The sequence below is a fragment of the Streptomyces sp. NPDC093568 genome (assembly GCF_044764945.1).
GTDB lineage: Bacteria > Actinomycetota > Actinomycetes > Streptomycetales > Streptomycetaceae > Streptomyces.
Window position 1 is genome coordinate 563312 of record NZ_JBIWJD010000003.1, and the last position, 17217, is coordinate 580528.

General features: G+C 70.3%; 13 protein-coding genes. 5 read left to right on the forward strand and 8 right to left on the reverse strand.

The features are described from left to right. Window positions 1–2 precede the first annotated feature (2 nt). Entirely contained in the window at window positions 3–875 is an 873-nt protein-coding gene (locus ACIRD7_RS16620) for a trypsin-like serine protease (protein ID WP_403453553.1), read from the forward strand. Window positions 876–964: 89 nt separating this feature from the next. On the opposite strand, the gene ACIRD7_RS16625 is transcribed toward ACIRD7_RS16620, so the two are convergent. Together ACIRD7_RS16625 and ACIRD7_RS16630 are read right to left on the reverse strand one after the other, a co-directional pair. Beyond that, window positions 965–3340, reverse strand: coding sequence for a SpoIIE family protein phosphatase (locus ACIRD7_RS16625; protein WP_403453876.1), 2376 nt, complete (start codon window positions 3338–3340; stop codon window positions 965–967). Between the two features lie 118 nt (window positions 3341–3458). Continuing rightward, window positions 3459–7730, reverse strand: coding sequence for a HAMP domain-containing protein (locus ACIRD7_RS16630; RefSeq protein ID WP_403453554.1), 4272 nt, complete (start codon window positions 7728–7730; stop codon window positions 3459–3461). Between the two features lie 382 nt (window positions 7731–8112). Here ACIRD7_RS16630 and ACIRD7_RS16635 point away from each other — a divergent pair, with 382 nt between their 5' ends. From ACIRD7_RS16635 to ACIRD7_RS16645, 3 genes are all read left to right on the forward strand, one after another. Further along, window positions 8113–9729: a phospholipase D family protein gene (locus ACIRD7_RS16635; RefSeq protein WP_403453555.1), complete on the forward strand. Its 1617-nt coding sequence runs from the start codon at window positions 8113–8115 to the stop codon at window positions 9727–9729. Window positions 9730–9742: 13 nt separating this feature from the next. After that, window positions 9743–10162, forward strand: a complete 420-nt coding sequence (locus ACIRD7_RS16640; RefSeq protein WP_403453557.1) for a CBS domain-containing protein — start codon at window positions 9743–9745, stop codon at window positions 10160–10162. A 139-nt stretch (window positions 10163–10301) separates the two neighbouring features. Next, window positions 10302–10529 (forward strand): hypothetical protein, encoded by a 228-nt coding sequence (locus ACIRD7_RS16645; protein ID WP_403453558.1) that lies wholly within the window; start codon window positions 10302–10304, stop codon window positions 10527–10529. Window positions 10530–10564: 35 nt separating this feature from the next. Here the strand turns inward: ACIRD7_RS16645 and ACIRD7_RS16650 are convergent, their stop codons facing one another. Then, on the reverse strand, window positions 10565–11071 hold the full coding sequence (locus ACIRD7_RS16650; RefSeq protein WP_403453559.1) for a GNAT family N-acetyltransferase: 507 nt from the start codon (window positions 11069–11071) through the stop codon (window positions 10565–10567). 298 nt (window positions 11072–11369) lie between these two features. Between ACIRD7_RS16650 and ACIRD7_RS16655 the strand changes: the two genes are divergently transcribed. Then, entirely contained in the window at window positions 11370–12335 is a 966-nt protein-coding gene (locus ACIRD7_RS16655; RefSeq protein ID WP_403453561.1) for a YihY/virulence factor BrkB family protein, read from the forward strand. 104 nt (window positions 12336–12439) lie between these two features. On the opposite strand, the gene ACIRD7_RS16660 is transcribed toward ACIRD7_RS16655, so the two are convergent. From ACIRD7_RS16660 to ACIRD7_RS16680, 5 genes are all read right to left on the reverse strand, one after another. Next, complete coding sequence (locus tag ACIRD7_RS16660) at window positions 12440–12703, reverse strand: GlsB/YeaQ/YmgE family stress response membrane protein (protein ID WP_403453562.1); 264 nt, start codon at window positions 12701–12703, stop codon at window positions 12440–12442. Between the two features lie 89 nt (window positions 12704–12792). Next, window positions 12793–13629 carry a carbohydrate ABC transporter permease gene (locus ACIRD7_RS16665; protein WP_403453563.1) on the reverse strand — a complete coding sequence of 279 codons (837 nt, stop codon included), beginning with the start codon at window positions 13627–13629 and terminating at the stop codon, window positions 12793–12795. Beyond that, window positions 13626–14606, reverse strand: a complete 981-nt coding sequence (locus ACIRD7_RS16670) for a carbohydrate ABC transporter permease (protein ID WP_403453564.1) — start codon at window positions 14604–14606, stop codon at window positions 13626–13628. The genes ACIRD7_RS16665 and ACIRD7_RS16670 overlap by 4 nt, the downstream gene beginning before the upstream one ends. 2 nt (window positions 14607–14608) lie before the next feature. Then, window positions 14609–15910, reverse strand: coding sequence for an ABC transporter substrate-binding protein (locus ACIRD7_RS16675; protein ID WP_403453566.1), 1302 nt, complete (start codon window positions 15908–15910; stop codon window positions 14609–14611). Beyond that, the gene (locus ACIRD7_RS16680) at window positions 15907–17139 is read right to left on the reverse strand and encodes an aminotransferase class V-fold PLP-dependent enzyme (protein ID WP_403453567.1); all 1233 of its coding nucleotides are present in this window, start codon (window positions 17137–17139) and stop codon (window positions 15907–15909) included. The genes ACIRD7_RS16675 and ACIRD7_RS16680 overlap by 4 nt, the downstream gene beginning before the upstream one ends. Window positions 17140–17217 lie beyond the last annotated feature (78 nt).

The following is a 17217-nucleotide window of genomic DNA, read 5'->3' on the forward strand; positions in this document are numbered from 1 at the left end:
TTTTGTCAGCCATACGTGCCTCCGCCGTCACCGCTGCGGCCTGTGCGGCCGTGCTCGCCACGGCGGTGCCGTCCTCGGCCATCAACTCGTACAACGCGTCGCCCGCGCCCGAACGCACCGAGGTCGGCGCGCTCGTGGCCACCTGGGACAACGACGGTGATCCCACGACACCGGACCGGGTCGACTGGGTGTGTTCCGGCACCATGATCGACGCGAACACGTTCCTGACGGCCGCGCACTGCACCACCGACTGGCCCGACAACGTGAAGTTCTACGTGTCGCTGGACCAGGACGTGCAGGCCGGTCTCGACGCCGCCGCCAAGAAGTACCTCGGCGATCCGACCGCCCAGGCCAAGGCCGTGGCCGTCCAGGGCACGGCCCACAGCCACCCCGACTTCCCCGGCCCCGCGTCCGACACCCACGACATCTCGGTGGTCGAACTGCCCGCAACGCAGGTCAAGGCCCGCTGGACGTTCACTCCGGCCACCCTGCCCACCAAGAACCAGCTCGGCGCGCTCGGCCCCCGGGCCCTGAACGCCACGGACTGGCTCGTCGCCGGGTACGGCACGCAGGAGGCTGTCAACGGCCCCGGCGGGCAGACCCACCCGGGCGGCGGCGTCCGTATGAAGGCGCCCGTCACCTTCGACGCTCTCAACGACTCCTGGGCACGGCTGGCCATGACCGCTCCGCAGGGCAACGGAGGTGCCTGCTACGGCGACTCGGGCGGCCCCAACTTCGCCACGATCAACGGCAGGATGATCCTGGCCGCCACCACCATCACCGGCGACACCCCCTGCTACGCGACGAATGTGACCTACCGCCTGGACACCCCGGGCGCCCGCGCCTTCCTGTCCCCCTTCGTGCAACTCCCGTAATCCGCGGGCCGGCTAGAGCCGAGGAGCCCCGGTCGTTTCGTGACGGCCGGGGCTCTCTGGATCACCCGTGCTAGATCACCCGTGCTAGATCACCCGTGCTGGATCACGCGCGCGCCCACGATGCACGTGTCGTCGTCCGTGTCCGACCTGCTGTAGGTGAGCAGACGGTCCAACTGCTGTTCCAGCGTGGGCCGGACCGTGCGCGCGGCCGCCAGCAGTTGGGCCAGTGACTCCTCCACGGGCCGGTCCCGGCGTTCGATCAGACCGTCCGTGTACATCAGCAAGGTGTCGTCGACGGCGAGCTGGACCTGATGTTCCTCGTACGTCGCCTCGGGGACGGCGCCGAGCAGCAGGCCCTTCACCAGGGGCAGCGGAGTCGCTTCGGTGCCGCGCACGAGGACGGGCGGCAGGTGACCGGCCCTCGCCCAGCGCAGCGTGTGGCGCTCGGGGTCGTACAGGCCGCAGACCGCCGTGGCGGTGACGCCCCCGGTCAGATGGTGGGTCACCATGTTGAGCCAGGTCAGCAACTGGGCCGGGCCGGCGCCCGTCACCGCCAGGCCGCGCAGCGCGTTGCGCAGGACGACCATGCTGGTGGCCGCGTCTATGCCGTGTCCGGCGACGTCTCCCACGCACAGGAGCACCAGCCGGGACGGCAGCACGACGGCGTCGTACCAGTCACCGCCGACCAGATGCTGGGTCTCCGCGGGGCGGTAGCGAACCGCCACCTCGAGACCTGGGGCGTCCAGGGGGCCCTGGGCCGGAGGCATGATCGCGTGCTGCAACTGCAGGGCCAGCCGGTTGCGTTCGCTCGCCTGCTGCTCGGAGTGGGCGAGCTGATCACGTGTGGCGGCGAGCGCCACCTCGGTCCAGTGGTGTGCGGAGATGTCCTGGTAGGCGCCCCGTACGACGAACAGCCGGCCGTCGGAGTCGAGTTCCGGTTCGGCCACCACGCGGATGTGCCGGGTGACACCGTCGGGTCGCTGGAGCCGGAACGCGACGGAGGCGGGGCGGCGGTGATGCAGCACCGTGCGCAGGAACCTGCCGATGGCGACCGCGTCGTCCGGGTGGGCGTGGGCGGGCAGTTCCTCCAGCGGGATCGGGCCGCTGGTGGGGGGCCTGCCGTACAGGCCGTAGAGCTGGACGTTCCAGGCGATCTCACCGGTGAGGAGATGCTCCTCGAAACCGCCTATCCGGCCGAGGCGCTGGGCGTGCTGCAGCAGGCTCGCCAGGCGTGCGGTCTCGTCCTCCATCCGCCAGATGAGCAGGACACAGCCGCCGTGCCGGCTGATGTTGATGTCGGCGACCGCCGCCAGCGGGACGTCGTCGACCAGGGTGGTGAGCCGCACCCGGCGGGCGCGGAACGGCTCGCCCGTGGCGTAGACCCGTTCGATCTGCTCGAAGAGCTCGCTCTCGTCGGCGGCCATCGGGTACGCCTCCAGCAGCAGCGAGCCGTTGACGACGCCCCGGGGCCGGCCGCTCGGGTCGAGGAAGCGGTTGTTGACGTGGTGGATGCGGAAGTCGACGAGTTCCCCGGTGCTGTCGAGATGCGGGACGAGCACCAGCGCGGGGTCGTGCAGCCCGTCGGCCAGGTCCGTCAGCTCGGTGACGTCCGGCAGGACGCCGGGCCGCCCGTCGCCGTCGGGGTGCGGCGGCGCCGTGGTCTCCAGCGTGTGCGCACACAGTTCGGCCAGGGCCTCGACTTGCCGGACTATCTGCGGGGGCTGCGCCTCCAGCGGCGCGGGCCACACGATCTCCAGCACGCCGTGGATCCGGCCGCCCGTTCCGGCCGGTACGGCGGCCCGGCCGCCGTCGGGGTGCTGGTGCCGGCCGATGGAGGGCAGGCCGGTCTCGGAGAGGGAGCCGATCCAGTGCTCGCTCCGATCGCCGAGCCCGCGCCGCGCCACGGTCGCCACACCCGGCGGCACGTACCGCCAGCGTTCCGCCTCCCCGACCGAGAACCCGGCGCTGCCCGCCAGCGAGAGCGAGCCGTCGCCGCCCAGCGCCCAGATGGCCACCGCCTCCGCACCGAGCGGACGCAGCGCGTGTTCCATCAGCGACTCGGCGACAGCCTGGGCGTCGGGAGCCGCCAGCGCACCGCTCTCGGCGGCCCGCAGCCGTACGGCCGAGGAGTCGCCGCCCGGCGGCTCGGTGGCCTCGGTACGGCCCGCTGTGCCGGCGAGGAAGGCGGCGGTCACCTCGGAGAGACGGTCGCGCGAGGCCTCGTTGATGACCTCGACGGCGAACTCGAGAGGGGTCAGGCGGGCCTGCTCGGTGAGCTCGGCGAGCTGTCGGGCCGCCTGCGCCGGGCCGCACCCGAGCCGCTCGACGAGGATGCCCTTGGCCAGCTCGATCAGGGCACGCCCGTCCGCCTCGGCCTGAGCCGCCCGCACCTCCCGGCGCAGCCGTTCCACGGTCGCCGCCAGCCTGCCGACAGGACCCGAGAAAGGCCCGTCGGCGGGCAGCAGTTCGGCGGTCTCCGGCTCTGCCGGAGGATGGGAGTCGCTCACGGTTGACCTGCTCCTCGGCCGGGACGTCCGAGGACGCCGGACGGTCGGCTGCCGCGCACGGCGGCTCGGCCGGCCCTCACAGGGACAGCCAGCGTTGGACGCGGCTGATGAGGTCGTTGGTGTCGACCGGCTTGGTGACGTAGTCGTTCGCCCCGGACGCCAGGCTCTTCTCCTGGTCCCCGGGCATGGCCTTGGCGGTGACCGCGATGATGGGCAGGTCCGCGTACTGGGGCATCGAGCGGATCTCGGCGGTGGCGGCGTACCCGTCCATCTCGGGCATCATCACGTCCATCAGGACCAGCGAGACGTCCTTGTGGGCGAGCAGCGTCTCGATGCCCTTGCGGCCGTTCTCGGCGTGCAGGACATGGAAGCCGTGCAGCTCCAGGGCACCGCTGAGCGCGAACAGGTTGCGCGCGTCGTCGTCGACGACGAGCACCGTACGGCCGACGAGGGCGTTGTCGACGACCTGCGCCACCGCGTGCTGGGGTTCCTCGCCGCGTACCAGCTGCAACACGTCCCCGGGTTCCTCCGCGGACAGGTGCAGGGTGATGCGCTCGCGCAGTTCGTCCAGGCTGGAGAGGAAGTCGAGCGGGCGGCCGTCGGCCCCGGAGCGCAACAGTTGCTCCTGGGCCAGGTCCACGTGGTGACCGGTGTGCACGAGCACCGGCACGCTGGCCAGCGCCGAGTCGCCCTCCATGGCCCGCAGCAGACGCGCGCCCTCGTCGTCCGGCATGCCGAGCTCCAGGACGACACAGTGGCAGGGCTCCGCGGCCAGGGTGCTCGCCGCCTCCTGCGCCCCGACCGCCGTGATGATGTCGATCGCCCCGAGCGGGTTGTCCGGGTCCGGCGCGAGGTCGGCGACCGCGCGTTCGGCGACCAGGCTGAGCAGTCCGCGCGTCCGGCCCTCGACGACGAGCAGACGGCGCCTGCGCTGCTCGGGAGCCTTGCCGGAAGGCGCGTCCGCCGGGGAGGCCGGCGGCAGCTCGGCGGCGGAGGGGTGCCGCTGGTCGGCCGGCCGGCCGCCACCGTCGAGCAGGCCCTCGAAGTCGGCGCGCGCCACGGGAAGGTAGAGCGTGAAGGTGCTGCCCTGGCCGGGCGTGCTGTCGACCGTGACGGCGCCGCCGAGCAGATGGGCGATCTCCCGGGTGATCGACAACCCCAGTCCGGTGCCGCCGTACTTGCGGCTGGTCGTGCCGTCAGCCTGCTGGAAGGCCCCGAAGATCGTCTCCAGTTGCTGCTGGGGGATGCCGATCCCGGTGTCCTTGACCCGGAAGGCGACCACCGGACCGCCGCGGAGGACGCCCATGGGCACCTCCCGGTCCGCGGCGGGTTCGATACGCAGCTCGACACCGCCCTGCTCGGTGAACTTCACCGCGTTCGACAGCAGATTGCGCAGGACCTGCCGCAACCGGGAGCCGTCGGTGAGCAGATCGGCCGGCGTGCCCGGTGCGGTGGCCACCGCGAAGTCCAGGCTCTTCTGCGTCGTCATCGGGCGGAACGTCACCTCGACGTACTCCAGCAGCTCGCGCAGCGGAATGCGTTCCGGAGTGACGTCCATCTTGCCGGCCTCGACCTTCGACAGGTCGAGGATGTCGTTGATCAACTGCAGCAGGTCCGAGCCCGCCGAGTGGATGATGCCCGCGTACTCCACCTGCTTCGGCGTGAGGTTGCGTGAGGGGTTCTGCGCCAGCAACTGGGCCAGGATCAGCAGGCTGTTGAGCGGGGTGCGCAGCTCGTGGCTCATGTTCGCCAGGAACTCCGACTTGTACTTCGAGGCCAGCGCCAGCTCCTGCGCGCGGGTCTCCAGCTCCTGCCGCGCCTGCTCGATCTGCAGGTTCTTGGCCTCGATGTCGCGGTTCTGCGAGGCCAGCAGGGAGGCCTTCTCCTCCAGTTCGGCGTTGGAGCGCTGCAGTTCCTCCTGCTGGACCTGCAACTCCTCCGACCTGGCCTGGAGTTCGGCGGTGAGCCGCTGGGACTCGTCCAGCAGCTCGTCGGTGCGGGCGTTGGCCACGATGGTGTTGAGGTTGACGCCGATGGTCGGCATCAGCTGGGCGAGGAAGTCCTGGTGGATCTGGGTGAAGCGGGTGACGGACGCCAGCTCGATGACACCGAGGACCAGGTCCTCGACCACGATGGGCAGTATCACCAAGGCCTTGGGAACGGTCTGCCCGAGGCCGGAGGAGACGGTCACGTAGCCCGGCGGCAGCTCCTCCACAGTGACGGCACGGCGGTTGCGCGCGGCCTGTCCGACCAACGAGCGTCCGACCCGGATGCGTTCGGGCCGGTCGGTGTCGTCGGGGTAGCCGTACGAGCCCACCAGTCGCAGTTCGGGCCCGCGCACGCTGTCCTCGGCGGCGTAGAAGGCGCCGTACTGCGCCGAGACCAGGGGCGCGAGCTCGTCCATGATGAGCTCGGCTACGACGGGCAGGTCGCGGTGGCCCTGCATGAGCCCGGAGATCCGGGCGAGGTTGGTCTTGAGCCAGTCCTGCTCCTGGTTGGCCCGGGTGGTCTCGCGCAGGGACCCCACCATGGAGTTGATGTTGTCCTTGAGTTCGGCGACCTCGCCCGACGCCTCCACGGTGATCGAGCGGGTCAGGTCGCCCTCGGCGACGGCGCTGGCCACCTCGGCGATCGCGCGGACCTGGCGGGTGAGGTTCCCGGCGAGCTCGTTGACGTTCTCCGTCAGCCGCTTCCAGGTGCCCTCGACCCCCTCGACCTCCGCCTGCCCGCCGAGCCGTCCCTCGCTGCCGACCTCGCGGGCGACCCGGGTGACCTCGGCGGCGAACGACGACAGCTGGTCGACCATCGTGTTGATGGTGGTCTTCAGCTCCAGGATCTCGCCGCGGGCGTCGACGTCGATCTTCTTCGACAGGTCGCCGCCCGCCACCGCCGTGGTCACCAGCGCGATGTTGCGGACCTGGCCGGTCAGGTTGTTGGCCATGGAGTTGACGTTGTCGGTGAGGTCCTTCCACGTGCCCGCCACGTTCGGCACGTGCGCCTGTCCGCCGAGGCGTCCCTCGGTGCCGACCTCGCGGGCGACGCGGGTGACCTCGTCGGCGAACGCGGACAGCGTGTCGACCATCGTGTTGATGACGTCCGCCAGGGCGGCGACCTCGCCCTTGGCTTCGACCGTGATCTTCTGGGACAGGTCACCGCGCGCGACCGCGGTGGCGACCTTGGCGATCGAGCGGACCTGGCCGGTCAGGTTCGACGCCATCACATTGACGTTGTCCGTCAGGTCCTTCCACGTCCCGGAGGCCCCCCGGACGATCGCCTGGCCGCCCAGATTGCCCTCGGTGCCGACTTCGCGGGCGACGCGGGTGACCTCGTCGGCGAAGGCCGACAGCTGGTCGACCATCGTGTTGATGGTGGTCTTCAGCTCCAGAATCTCCCCGCGGGCGTCCACGGTGATCTTCTGCGAGAGGTCGCCCTGCGCGACGGCGGTGGCCACCTGGGCGACATTGCGGACCTGCGCGGTGAGATTGCCCGCCATGAAGTTCACGGAGTCCGTGAGGTCGCGCCAGGTGCCCTTCACCCCCTTCACGTCCGCCTGTCCGCCGAGGCGTCCCTCGGTGCCGACCTCGCGGGCGACGCGGGTGACTTCGTCACCGAACGCGGAGAGCTGGTCGACCATCGTGTTGATGGTGTTCTTGAGCTGAAGGATCTCGCCGCGGGCGTCCACGGTGATCTTCTGTGAGAGGTCGCCTTGTGCGACCGCGGTGGTCACCTGGGCGATGTTGCGGACCTGGGAAGTGAGGTTTCCCGCCATGAAGTTGACCGAATCGGTCAGGTCCCGCCACACGCCGCCCACACCGGGCACCTGCGCCTGTCCGCCGAGGCGTCCCTCGCTGCCGACCTCGCGGGCGACGCGGGTGACCTCGTCGGCGAACGCGGAGAGCTGGTCGACCATCGTGTTGACGGTCTCCTTCAGCTGAAGGATCTCGCCCCGCGCGGGAACGTCGACCTTCTGCGACAGGTCACCCCGGGCGACCGCCGTCGCCACCTGCGCGATGTCGCGCACCTGGGTGGTCAGGTTGCCCGCCATGGCGTTGACCGAGTCGGTCAGATCGGCCCAGGTGCCCGAGACGCCCGGCACCTCGGCCTGACCTCCCAGGGTTCCCTCGGTTCCGACCTCGCGCGCCACCCGGGTCACTTCCGAGGTGAACACCGACAGCTGGTCCACCATGCCGTTGAAGACCGTGGCGATGTCGCCGAGCAGGCCCTCGCCGTCGGACGGCAGCCGGGTGCCGAAGTCGCCGTCCCGTACGGCGGTCAGTCCGGCCAGCAGCTGCCGCAGCTCCCGCTCGCCAGGGGCCCCGTCGACGGCCTCGATCGTCTTGCTCGTCATGCCCGCCCTCGTTCCGCTCCCCAAGAGCCCTCCAGCCGAGGACTCGGAACCGCGCCGGGCCCCGTGAAGGGCCCACTCACCGTCCGGGTTTCCGCTGTTCACGGGCTCGGCCGGATGAGAAGATCCGGTGAAGGTTAACTCAGTTGTCGAGTGACAACAAAAGCCCGTCGCAGGGGTTCCCGGAAGACGGTGAACTCGCCACCGCGGACGTATACGCCGAGAGAATCAGGGTACTTGGACGGGTTGACCGCCCCCGCTCGCAGCCCGGGCGGAGGCCGCTTTCGGCGGCCTTGACGACCTCGGCCCTCCACGCACGCCATGACCACGGGCTTCTCGCCGGGCGGAGTGGGTACCCGTGTGCCCTGTCTGGAGGGCATGGGCTGTGGAACTCACCGAATGGCTGCTGGCCCCGGGCGAACGGGGCAACAGCGCCACTCGTCTGGACAGCCGCCGGTCAGATGGAGTGGCGTGGTCGCGCGGCAACCTGGTGCGACCCCTCGTTCACGGGGCGACGTACTTCCGGGAACTGCTCCGCGCGATCAGAGCGCAGCGCGCGGGCGACCTGCTGCTCTTCACCGACTGGCGGGGAGACCCGGACGAGCGCCTCGACGGGCCGGGCAGCGAGATCGGCCGGGTCCTGGCCGACGCGGCCGAGCGCGGAGTGATCGTCAAGGGACTGCTGTGGCGCTCCCACCTGGACCGCTTCCAGTTCAGCGAGGAGGAGAACCGCCACCTCGGCGAGGAGATCGAAGCGGCCGGCGGTGAATGCCTGCTCGACATGCGGGTGCGCCCCGGCGGCTCGCACCACCAGAAGCTCGTGGTGCTCCGCCACGTCGACCGCCCCGACCTCGACGTCGCGTTCGTCGGCGGCATCGACCTGTGCCACAACCGCAACGACGACGCGACCCACCGCGGCGATCGGCAGTCGCTGCGCATCGCCGCCGCGTACGGACCGCACCCACCGTGGCACGACATCCAGCTCGCGATCCACGGCCCCGCCGTCGGCGACATCGAGACCGTCTTCCGGGAACGCTGGGAAGACCCCGCGCCGCTCACCCGCAGCCCCTTCGTGCGCCTGCGGGAACTCGCCCACGGCGAGGACACGGAGGCCGACCGTCTGCCACCGCAGGGCCCCGACCCCTCACCGCGCGGCACACAGACCCTCCAGGTCCTGCGCACCTACCCCAACCGGCTCCTGCGCGGCTACGACTTCGCCCCCGACGGCGAGCGCAGCATCGCCCGCGGCTACCGCAAGGCGATCGGCAGGGCCCGCTCCCTGATCTACCTGGAGGACCAGTACCTGTGGTCCCCGCACGTCGTCGAGTGCTTCGCCGAGGCGCTGAGCGCCAACGCCGGCCTGCGCCTGATCGCGGTCATCCCCTCCGTCCCCGAACAGGACGGCCGGCTCACCCTCCCCATGAACCTGATCGGCCGGATCACCGCCCTGGACCGGCTGCGCCGGGCCGGCGGCGGACGCGTCGCGGTGTACGGGCTGGAGAACCACGCCGGGACTCCGGTGTACGTACACGCCAAGGTGTGTGTGATCGACGACGTGTGGGCCTCGGTCGGATCGGACAACGTCAACCTCCGCTCCTGGACCCACGACTCGGAACTCACCTGTGCCGTGCTGGACGAGACCGTCGACCCACGCGAACCGCGCGATCCCGCCGGTCTCGGGGACGGCGCCCGCGCCTTCGCCAGGGATCTGCGCCTGGAACTCGCACGCGAGCACCTGGACCTGGAAGAACCGCCGGCCCCGCACCTGCCCGACCCGCTCTGCGATCCCGCGAAGGCCTTCGACGCCTTCGCCGCGAGCGCCGCCGCCCTGGACGCCTGGCACGACAACGGCCGCCGCGGCACCCGGCCGCCCGGACGCCTGCGCACCTATCACCGGCCGAGCCTTTCGCGTACGACCAAGACGCTCTGCACGCCGTTGCACCGGCTCCTGATCGACCCGGACGGCCGGCCCTTCGGACTGCGGCGCCGCAACGCCTACTGAAGAGGGAGACATCATGGCCCAGCACGTACGCGACATCATGACCAGCCAACTGGTGACGGTGGGACCACAGACCTCGGTGACCGCGGTGGCCCGGACGATGCGTGACCAGAACATCGGCGTCGTCCTGGTGACCGACGGCGACGAGCTGCGCGGTCTGGTCAGCGACCGGGACCTCGTGGTCCGCGCGCTGGCGGAGGGCGGTGCCCCGGAGGAGAAGACCGTGGCATCGGCGTGCAGCGGCGATCTTGTCACCGTCACTCCCGACGACGACCTCGACCGGGCGGTGGAACTCATGCGCGAGCACTCGGTGCGCCGACTGCCGGTCGTCGAGCACGGCCGCCCGGTGGGCATCGTCTCCCTCGGTGACATGGCGATCGAACGGGACGAGAGGTCGGCGCTCGGGGACGTCAGCGCGGCCAGGTCGAACCAGTAGGACGTAGGGCACGGGTGGTCGCCGACGTCGTTCCGGCAGTGGTCGGTGGTATGTGCCGTGCGGCTACCCGATGTTGCGGTCCGGCCGCGAACGCCGCCGGGGGCGTTGCCCGCCCGGCGGGAGGTGGGTTGACCGGGGTATGGACGATTGGTTCGTAGCGCTGGACGGCGCGCACCAGACCCGACCCGATACCGCGCCCTGCCCCTACTGCGCGTGTCTCCTGGCCGCACACCGGGCCGGGGACGACTCGCCCGAAGCAGGGCCGGGAGACGACGGCAACGTCTTCGTACGGTGGCTGCGCCTGAGCATGGTGCTCGTCGCGGCGGTGAGCGTGGTGCTGAACCTGTCCGGAGTGTGGGCAGGCTGAGCGGCCCGCCCGTCGGACGGGCCGCTGAGGAGGGGTCAGATGCCGAACGGGGCCGCGTAGCGCACGGTTCCGCTCGGCAGCGGGTGGCCGGCGTCCAGGGTGAGGGCCATCAGGGCCTCGTCGGGTACGTCGATGCTCAGGCCGATGCCGTGGGCCGAGGCCCGGGTGAACCCGAACCGGGGGTAGTAGGCCGGGTGCCCGAGGACGACGACGTAGTGCTCACCCATCTCCTCGGCCGCGGCGAGGGCGGCACGGATGGCCGCCGAGCCGGCACCGCTCCTTTGCCACTCGGGCCGCACGGCGCACGGCGCCAGGCACAGGGCCGGGACGTCACCGATGTGGCAGCGGGTCAGCAGCGCGAAGCCCACGGGCCGGCCGTCGTCGTCCGTGGAGACGAGGGACAGGCCCTCGATCCAGGAGGGGTCGGCGCGCAGCGCGTCGACCAGGTCGGCTTCCAAGGAGGTCTCGAACGCGGTCAGGTTGATGTCACGGACGGCGGGGATGTCGGCGCTGGCCTCAGCGCGCGTGATCCAGTTGCGCATGATGGACGGAGATCCGTTTCGCAGTGGTGTTCGTGTGGGAGCCCCGCGAGCTCACGCTCCCGGCGGGGACATACGGAACGAGATCAGGCCACGGCCCGGGACGTGAGGGAGACCCGGACACGGCGCACGGTGGCCTTGAGCGCGGTCATCAACCCCACCTCCCTGTTTCTGTGATCTCCTGCCGACACGAACGGTCAGCAGCGTACCCGGGGCGCGGGCAGCCTGCGCGGAGATCGGGCGGAAAGGTTTCCGGGGCATCCGGACAGGGAGCAGCCGTCGAACGAGGAGCGTTGACGCCATGGGCACTGCCGTCCACGTCCCGCAGACCCGGGACATGATCGGGGACGAACTCTCCGGAGACGAGGCGTTCGCCGCCCTGCGCCACTACGGCGGGCTGCGGTTGCTGACCGACTCCTTCGCGCGGTTCCGCTACGCGGACGGCTTCACCAACGCGCGGGCCCTCGCCTTCCAGGTGGTGCTCGGGCTGGTGCCGTGCACCGTGGCGCTTGTCGGGCTGGCCACGTCGGTGCACACGGAGGGCGTGGGCCGGATCATCGAGCTCACCCTCGGCCGGATCGTGCCGGGCGCCAGCTCCGAGATCGTCGAGGACGCGTTCCAGGGGACCCGGCGCACCGCGCACGGCGATGTCTGGAGCACGCTCGCCCTGTGGCTCGGCCTGGGCTTCGCGCTGTTGAACCTCGCCTCCGCGATGGGTCAGATCGAGCGCGGCGCCAACCGGATCTACGGCATCGAGCGCGACCGTCCGTTCCCGCGCAAGTACGGGCGGGGGATGGTGCTGGCGTTCGCCGCCGGTCTGCCCCTGGTGCTGGGGTTCGTCGTACTCGTCGCCGGCGAGGCCGTGGGCGACGCGGTGGCGCAGTCAGCCGGCTGGGAGCGCGGCGGGCCGAGGTGGTGGGGTGTGCTCGACATCCCCGTGGGGCTCGCACTGGCGTGGGTGGCCTCCGCCGTGATCTTCCGTTGGTCGCCCCGCCGGGTTCAGCCGGGTTACACCTGGCTGGCGTTCGGCTCGGCCGTGCACCTGCTGCTGTGGGTGGCTGCCACCTGGCTGCTCGCGCTGTACGTCGAGGAGAGCGGTGCCTTCGGTGCCGTGTACGGGCCGCTGACCGCCTTCATCGCCCTGCTGTTGTGGGCCAACCTCACCGGCGTCGCGCTGTTCCTCGGCATCGCGTTCGCCGCCCAGCTCGAAGCGGCCCGCGCCGGCATCGAATCGGCTGTCCAACCGGATCCGGGACCAGGTGTGTGACGGCCCCGGGAGCAGGTGTGTGACGGCGTGGGACGACCTCGCCGGCGGCGGGAAGTCCCGCCGCCGGCGAGGCGGGTGGGCGCGTACGCGCTCGCGGCAAGCCGTCAGCGGCGCAGCTTGACCTTGCTGACTGCGACGACACCGAGCGCCGCGAGGGCGATCTGGAACAGCCACTCGACCCAGTCGGCGCCGTCGGTGTCGGCGACGTCGAGGCCGGAGGCGATGCCGGTTCCGATGAACGCGGCGATGATGCCGATTGCGATGGTCCAAAGGACGCCGATGCGCTGGCGGCCGGGAACGACGAGCCGGCCGAGGACACCGATCACAATGCCGATAACAAGGGCGCTGAGGACGCCTGAGATCTCCATGAGCGGTTTACCACCCCTCAATCGTTGGTGGCGTACGAGTGCCCGTTCGAATTGATTTCAGTCCTCCGTGCCGTGGCTGCCCGGTCGGCTCAGCCCTTCACCGCCCCGGACGTGAGGCCCTGGACGATGTGGCGGCTGGCGAAGGCGAACAGGAGCATCGTGGGCACGATGGTGAGCACGGCCGCCGCGGACATCGAGCCCCAGTCGATGTTGAAGCTGGAGATGAAGCCGTTCAGTGCCGTGGGGACGGTCTTGTTGCTGTCGCTGTTCATGAGCGTCACCGACAGGAAGAGCTCGTTCCAGCAGTTGACGAAGTTGAAGATGAACGCGGCGACGATGCCGGGGCGCATCACCGGCAGCAGGACGCGGAACAGCGCGGCGAACCGGGACAGGCCGTCGATCATGGCGGCCTCCTCCAGCGCGTCCGGGATGTTCTCGAAGAAGCCGCGCAGCATCACCGTGCAGAAGGGGATGCACACCGCGATGTAGACGAGGATCAGGCCGAGCCGGTTGTCGACCAGCTTCAGGTCGGTCATCAGCAGGTAGAGCGGTCCCAGCGCGATGAACGCCGGGATCATCTGGGTGACCAGGGCGGCCATCAGCAGCGCGGACTTGGTGCGGAACTCGAAGCGGGCCAGTACATACGCCGAGAGCATCGAGATCGCCGTGGCGGTCACCGCCGCCACGGCGGCGACGACGAGGCTGTTGGTGAGGTAGGTCCCGAAGTCGGCCGTGCCGAACAGGCCGCTGTAGTTCTCAAACGACAGCCGCTCGGGCCAGTAGGCGAGCGGGAAGCGGAAGATGTCGCCAGGTGCCTTGAGCGAGGTGACGGTGATCCAGTAGAGCGGGAAGACGGTGAAGAGCAGCCACACCCCGAGGAAGGTGAACTTGACGGCCCGGCCGGCCGCTGTCTCCTTGCCGGTCACGGCCTCACCCCTTTCTTCTCACGCGTGGCCAGGAGGAAGAACACCGCGAACACCAGCAGCGCGGCCACCACGAGGAGGCCGAGCGCGGAGGCCCTGCCGTAGTCGCCCTGCTGAGTGATCTTGATCATCCAGGTGGTCACGATGTGCGTCTCGTTGTTCGGCCCGCCGCCGGTCATGCCGAAGATCAGGTCGGGGAAGTTGAAGATCCAGATCACCCGCAGCAGCACGGTCAGCGCCAGGGTGGTGCGGATGTAGGGGATGGTGATCCGGAAGAGCGTGCGCGCCTTGCCCGCGCCGTCCAGCGCCGCCGCCTCGTACAGCTCGTCGGGGATCGACTGGAGCGCCGCCAGGATCATGATCGCGAAGAAGGTGACGCCGTACCAGATGTTGGCGACGAGCACGGCCACCATCGCCGTCTTCGGATCCGCCAGCCAGGCGATCGGCTCGTCGATCAGACCGGCCTTCTGCAGCAGGTCGTTGACGACGCCGAACTCGCTGTTGAACAGCCAGCGGAAGAGGATGCCGATGAGGAATCCGGAGATCGCCCAGGGGAAGAAGATCAGCGCCTGGTAGAGGCCGCGGAAGCGGAAGCGGCGGCGCAGCCACAGCGCCAGCGCGAAGCCGATCACCAGCTGGGGGACGATCGAGCCGACCACCCAGACCGCGGTGTTGCCCAGCACGGTGCCCCAGGCGGGATCGGCGAAGACATCGCGGAGGTTCTTGAGCCCGACCCAGGACGTGTCGGTCAGGTCCGTCAACTTCCAGTTGCGGAAGGCCATTTGGCCGCCCGCGACCATGGGGTAGTAGGTGAAGACCGCCACGAAGACCGCGGCCGGCGCCATGAAGGCGGCGATGCTCAGGCCGCGCCGGGTGGTGAACTCCCGTCGTCGGCCCCGCCGGGGGAGGCCCCGCTTGCGGGAGGCCTCCCCACCGTGCGGCGCGGACGTCTTCGTTGTGGTCGTGGAAGCGACGGACATGTCTACTGCTCCTGCTGCCACTTCTCGGTCCAGTACGCGTCCCACCCGGCGAGCAGCTTCTTGGGCGTCGTCTTGCCGAGGATCAGCTTCTGCACGTCGGCGTCCGCCTTCTGCTGCCACTCGGCCCACCAGGTCACGCCTCGGGGCTGGGTGACGACCAGGTACTTGTCGGGCTGCTCGGTCATGGTGACGTAGCTCGACCAGGGACCGGTCTTGTAGAAGGGGTCGCTGGTCGCGGACTTGAGGATGGGCACCAGGCTGTTCTTCTTGGTGAACGTCGTCGACGCCTCGCCCTGCGAGAGGAACTCGACCAGATTGACGGCCTCGGCCTTGTGCGTGCTGCCCTTGGCGACGCCCCACCCGGCGGTGGCCAGCGGCTGCACGGTCTTGCCGCCGGGCCCGGCCACGAGCGGCGCGGTGCCCCACTGGTCCTTCGTGATCGACTTGGACTCCGAGACGGTGGCGATCACTTCGGGGTCCTGGAGCAGGAAGGCCGTGGAGCCGTTGGAGAAGGCCTCGACCATCTCCGGATAGCCCCAGGAGACGGACGACTTGGGCGACGCCTGCTTGAAGAGCTTGAGGTAGTTCTCGATGGCGTCCTCCGCCCCGGGCGCGGAGAAGATCGTACGGCCGTCCTTGAGCTTGAAGCCGTTCGCCGGGTCGACCTGGTCGGCGAGGTAGGCCTCGATGGCGGCGGTCGCGTTGCTGTTGGAGTTGGCGCCGCCGCGGAAGGCGTAGCCGTAGCGGCGCTTGGCCGGGTCGTGGATGGCGGTGGCCTGCTCCACCAGTTCCGCCCAGGTGGCCGGCGGCTTGTCGAAGCCCGCCTCCTTGATCAGGTCGGTGCGGTAGAAGAGGCTCAGGCCGTAGAAGCCGTACGGGACGAAGTACGTCTTGCCCTTGGCGTCCTTCGAGGCGTTGACGGCGTTCTCCGTCATCGCCTCCCAGCCCTTCCAGCCGTCGAGGTCCTTCTTCATGTCGTAGAGCCAGCCGTTGTTCGACCAGGGCCCGACGGTGATGTCGCGTACCTCCAGGACGTCCACCCCGCTGCCGGACTGGAGCATCTGCTGGAGCTTCTGGTCGGCCTGTTCGGTGGGCGGGGAGACCAGGTTGACCTTGACCTTGGGGTTCTGCTGCTCGAAGTCGGCTATGAGGTCCTTGAGCAGATCGGTGCGGGTGGGGTTCGTCAGGCTCTCGACCATGTTGAGCGTGACGGTGCCGCTCGCCTCGGGGCTCATGGTGGAACAGCCGGTCAGGACCATCGCGGCGGCGGTGCCGAGCGCGAGAACTGCCGTCCTTCTTCTCATCGTGCTGACCTCTTCCCTGTGTTCTCTCGTGCCCACCTGTTGAGGACGGGGACGCATTCCTCGGCGAAGTACTCGTAGTCGGCGGCGGTGTTGTAGACGTGGGCGGACAGGCGCAGGTAACCGACGCCGTCGAAGCTGGTGAAGGCCGCTTCCACACCCAGTTCGAGGGCCACCCGGTCGCGCAGTGCGTCGGCCTCGACGCGGTCGGCGGCGAGGCCGTCCGGGAGGCGCACCAGACGCATGCCGGGCACCGGCATGCCGACGTCGACCGCGCCCGTCGGTTCCGCGAGCGCGGTGCCGATGACATGGGCGCCGTAGTCGGCCAGGTCGTCCATGTAGCGGCGGGCGGCGGGCCACCCCCACGTGCGCTCGACGAAGGCGAGGGACGTCGGCGCGGCCAGGTAGGCGGTGGCGTCGACGGTGCCCTGCTGGTCGAAGCGGTCGGGGAAGGGATCGGCCGCGGCCCACGAGTCGATCAGGGGATAGAGCCGCTCGCGCAGCGGACCGCGGGCGACCAGCGCCGCCGTGCCGCGCGGGGCGCAGCCCCACTTGTGCAGATTGCCGGTCCAGAAGTCGTACGTCGCGTCCGCGAGCGGCGCGGCGAGCAGTCCGGGGGCGTGCGCGCCGTCGACGAGCACGGGGATGCCCCGGCGCCGGGCCTCCGCCCCGATGCGCTCCACCGGCAGCCGCCGCGCGGTCGCCGAGGTGATCTGATCGACGACGACGAGCTCGGTGGCGTCGCTGAGCTCGCCGGCCACGGCCTCGTACGCCCGGTCCTCGTCCGCGTCGAGCGGCACCCGGGCGGTGCGGACCCTGCCGCCGCAGCGCCGGGCGAGCCGCTCGGCGCCCATGGTGACGGCCCCGTAGCCGTGGTCGGTGACGAGGATTTCGCCGCCCGGGCGCGGGGTGAGAGCGGCGTAGACGACGCTCGCTCCGGCGCTCGCGTTCGGCACGAGGGCGAGGTCGTCGGCGCTGACGCGCAGGAAGTCGGCGAGCTCGACGCGGGTGGCGGCGAGCCGTTGGGGGAGCGCCGGGAACCACACCACGGGCGAGCGTTCCATCTCCACTCGGAGCAGCTCCTGCCGCTCCTGCGCCACCAGGGGTACGGCCCCGAAGGAGCCGTGGTTGAGGTGCTTGAGGGCAGGGTCCAGTGACCATGCCCGGTCGGCGGGCCGGCCGTCCGCCAGCAGCAGCGGGTGCGGTGCGGTGGTCACCTCGGTCTCGCTCACGGGACTCCACATCTGGGCAGGGCGGTCCCGTGGAAGGACGGACTCCCGTCCCGGGACTCATATGATGACTCGGCATCC

What these genes read in the sequence shown, in the direction of transcription:
- ACIRD7_RS16650 (WP_403453559.1), bottom strand. Translation starts at nt 11,071, where the DNA reads ATGCGCAACTGGATCACGCGCGCTGAGGCCAGCGCCGACATCCCCGCC.
- ACIRD7_RS16645 (WP_403453558.1), top strand. Translation starts at nt 10,302, where the DNA reads ATGGACGATTGGTTCGTAGCGCTGGACGGCGCGCACCAGACCCGACCC.
- ACIRD7_RS16655 (WP_403453561.1), top strand. Translation starts at nt 11,370, where the DNA reads ATGGGCACTGCCGTCCACGTCCCGCAGACCCGGGACATGATCGGGGAC.
- ACIRD7_RS16630 (WP_403453554.1), bottom strand. Translation starts at nt 7,730, where the DNA reads ATGACGAGCAAGACGATCGAGGCCGTCGACGGGGCCCCTGGCGAGCGG.
- ACIRD7_RS16675 (WP_403453566.1), bottom strand. Translation starts at nt 15,910, where the DNA reads ATGAGAAGAAGGACGGCAGTTCTCGCGCTCGGCACCGCCGCCGCGATG.
- ACIRD7_RS16640 (WP_403453557.1), top strand. Translation starts at nt 9,743, where the DNA reads ATGGCCCAGCACGTACGCGACATCATGACCAGCCAACTGGTGACGGTG.
- ACIRD7_RS16660 (WP_403453562.1), bottom strand. Translation starts at nt 12,703, where the DNA reads ATGGAGATCTCAGGCGTCCTCAGCGCCCTTGTTATCGGCATTGTGATC.
- ACIRD7_RS16670 (WP_403453564.1), bottom strand. Translation starts at nt 14,606, where the DNA reads ATGTCCGTCGCTTCCACGACCACAACGAAGACGTCCGCGCCGCACGGT.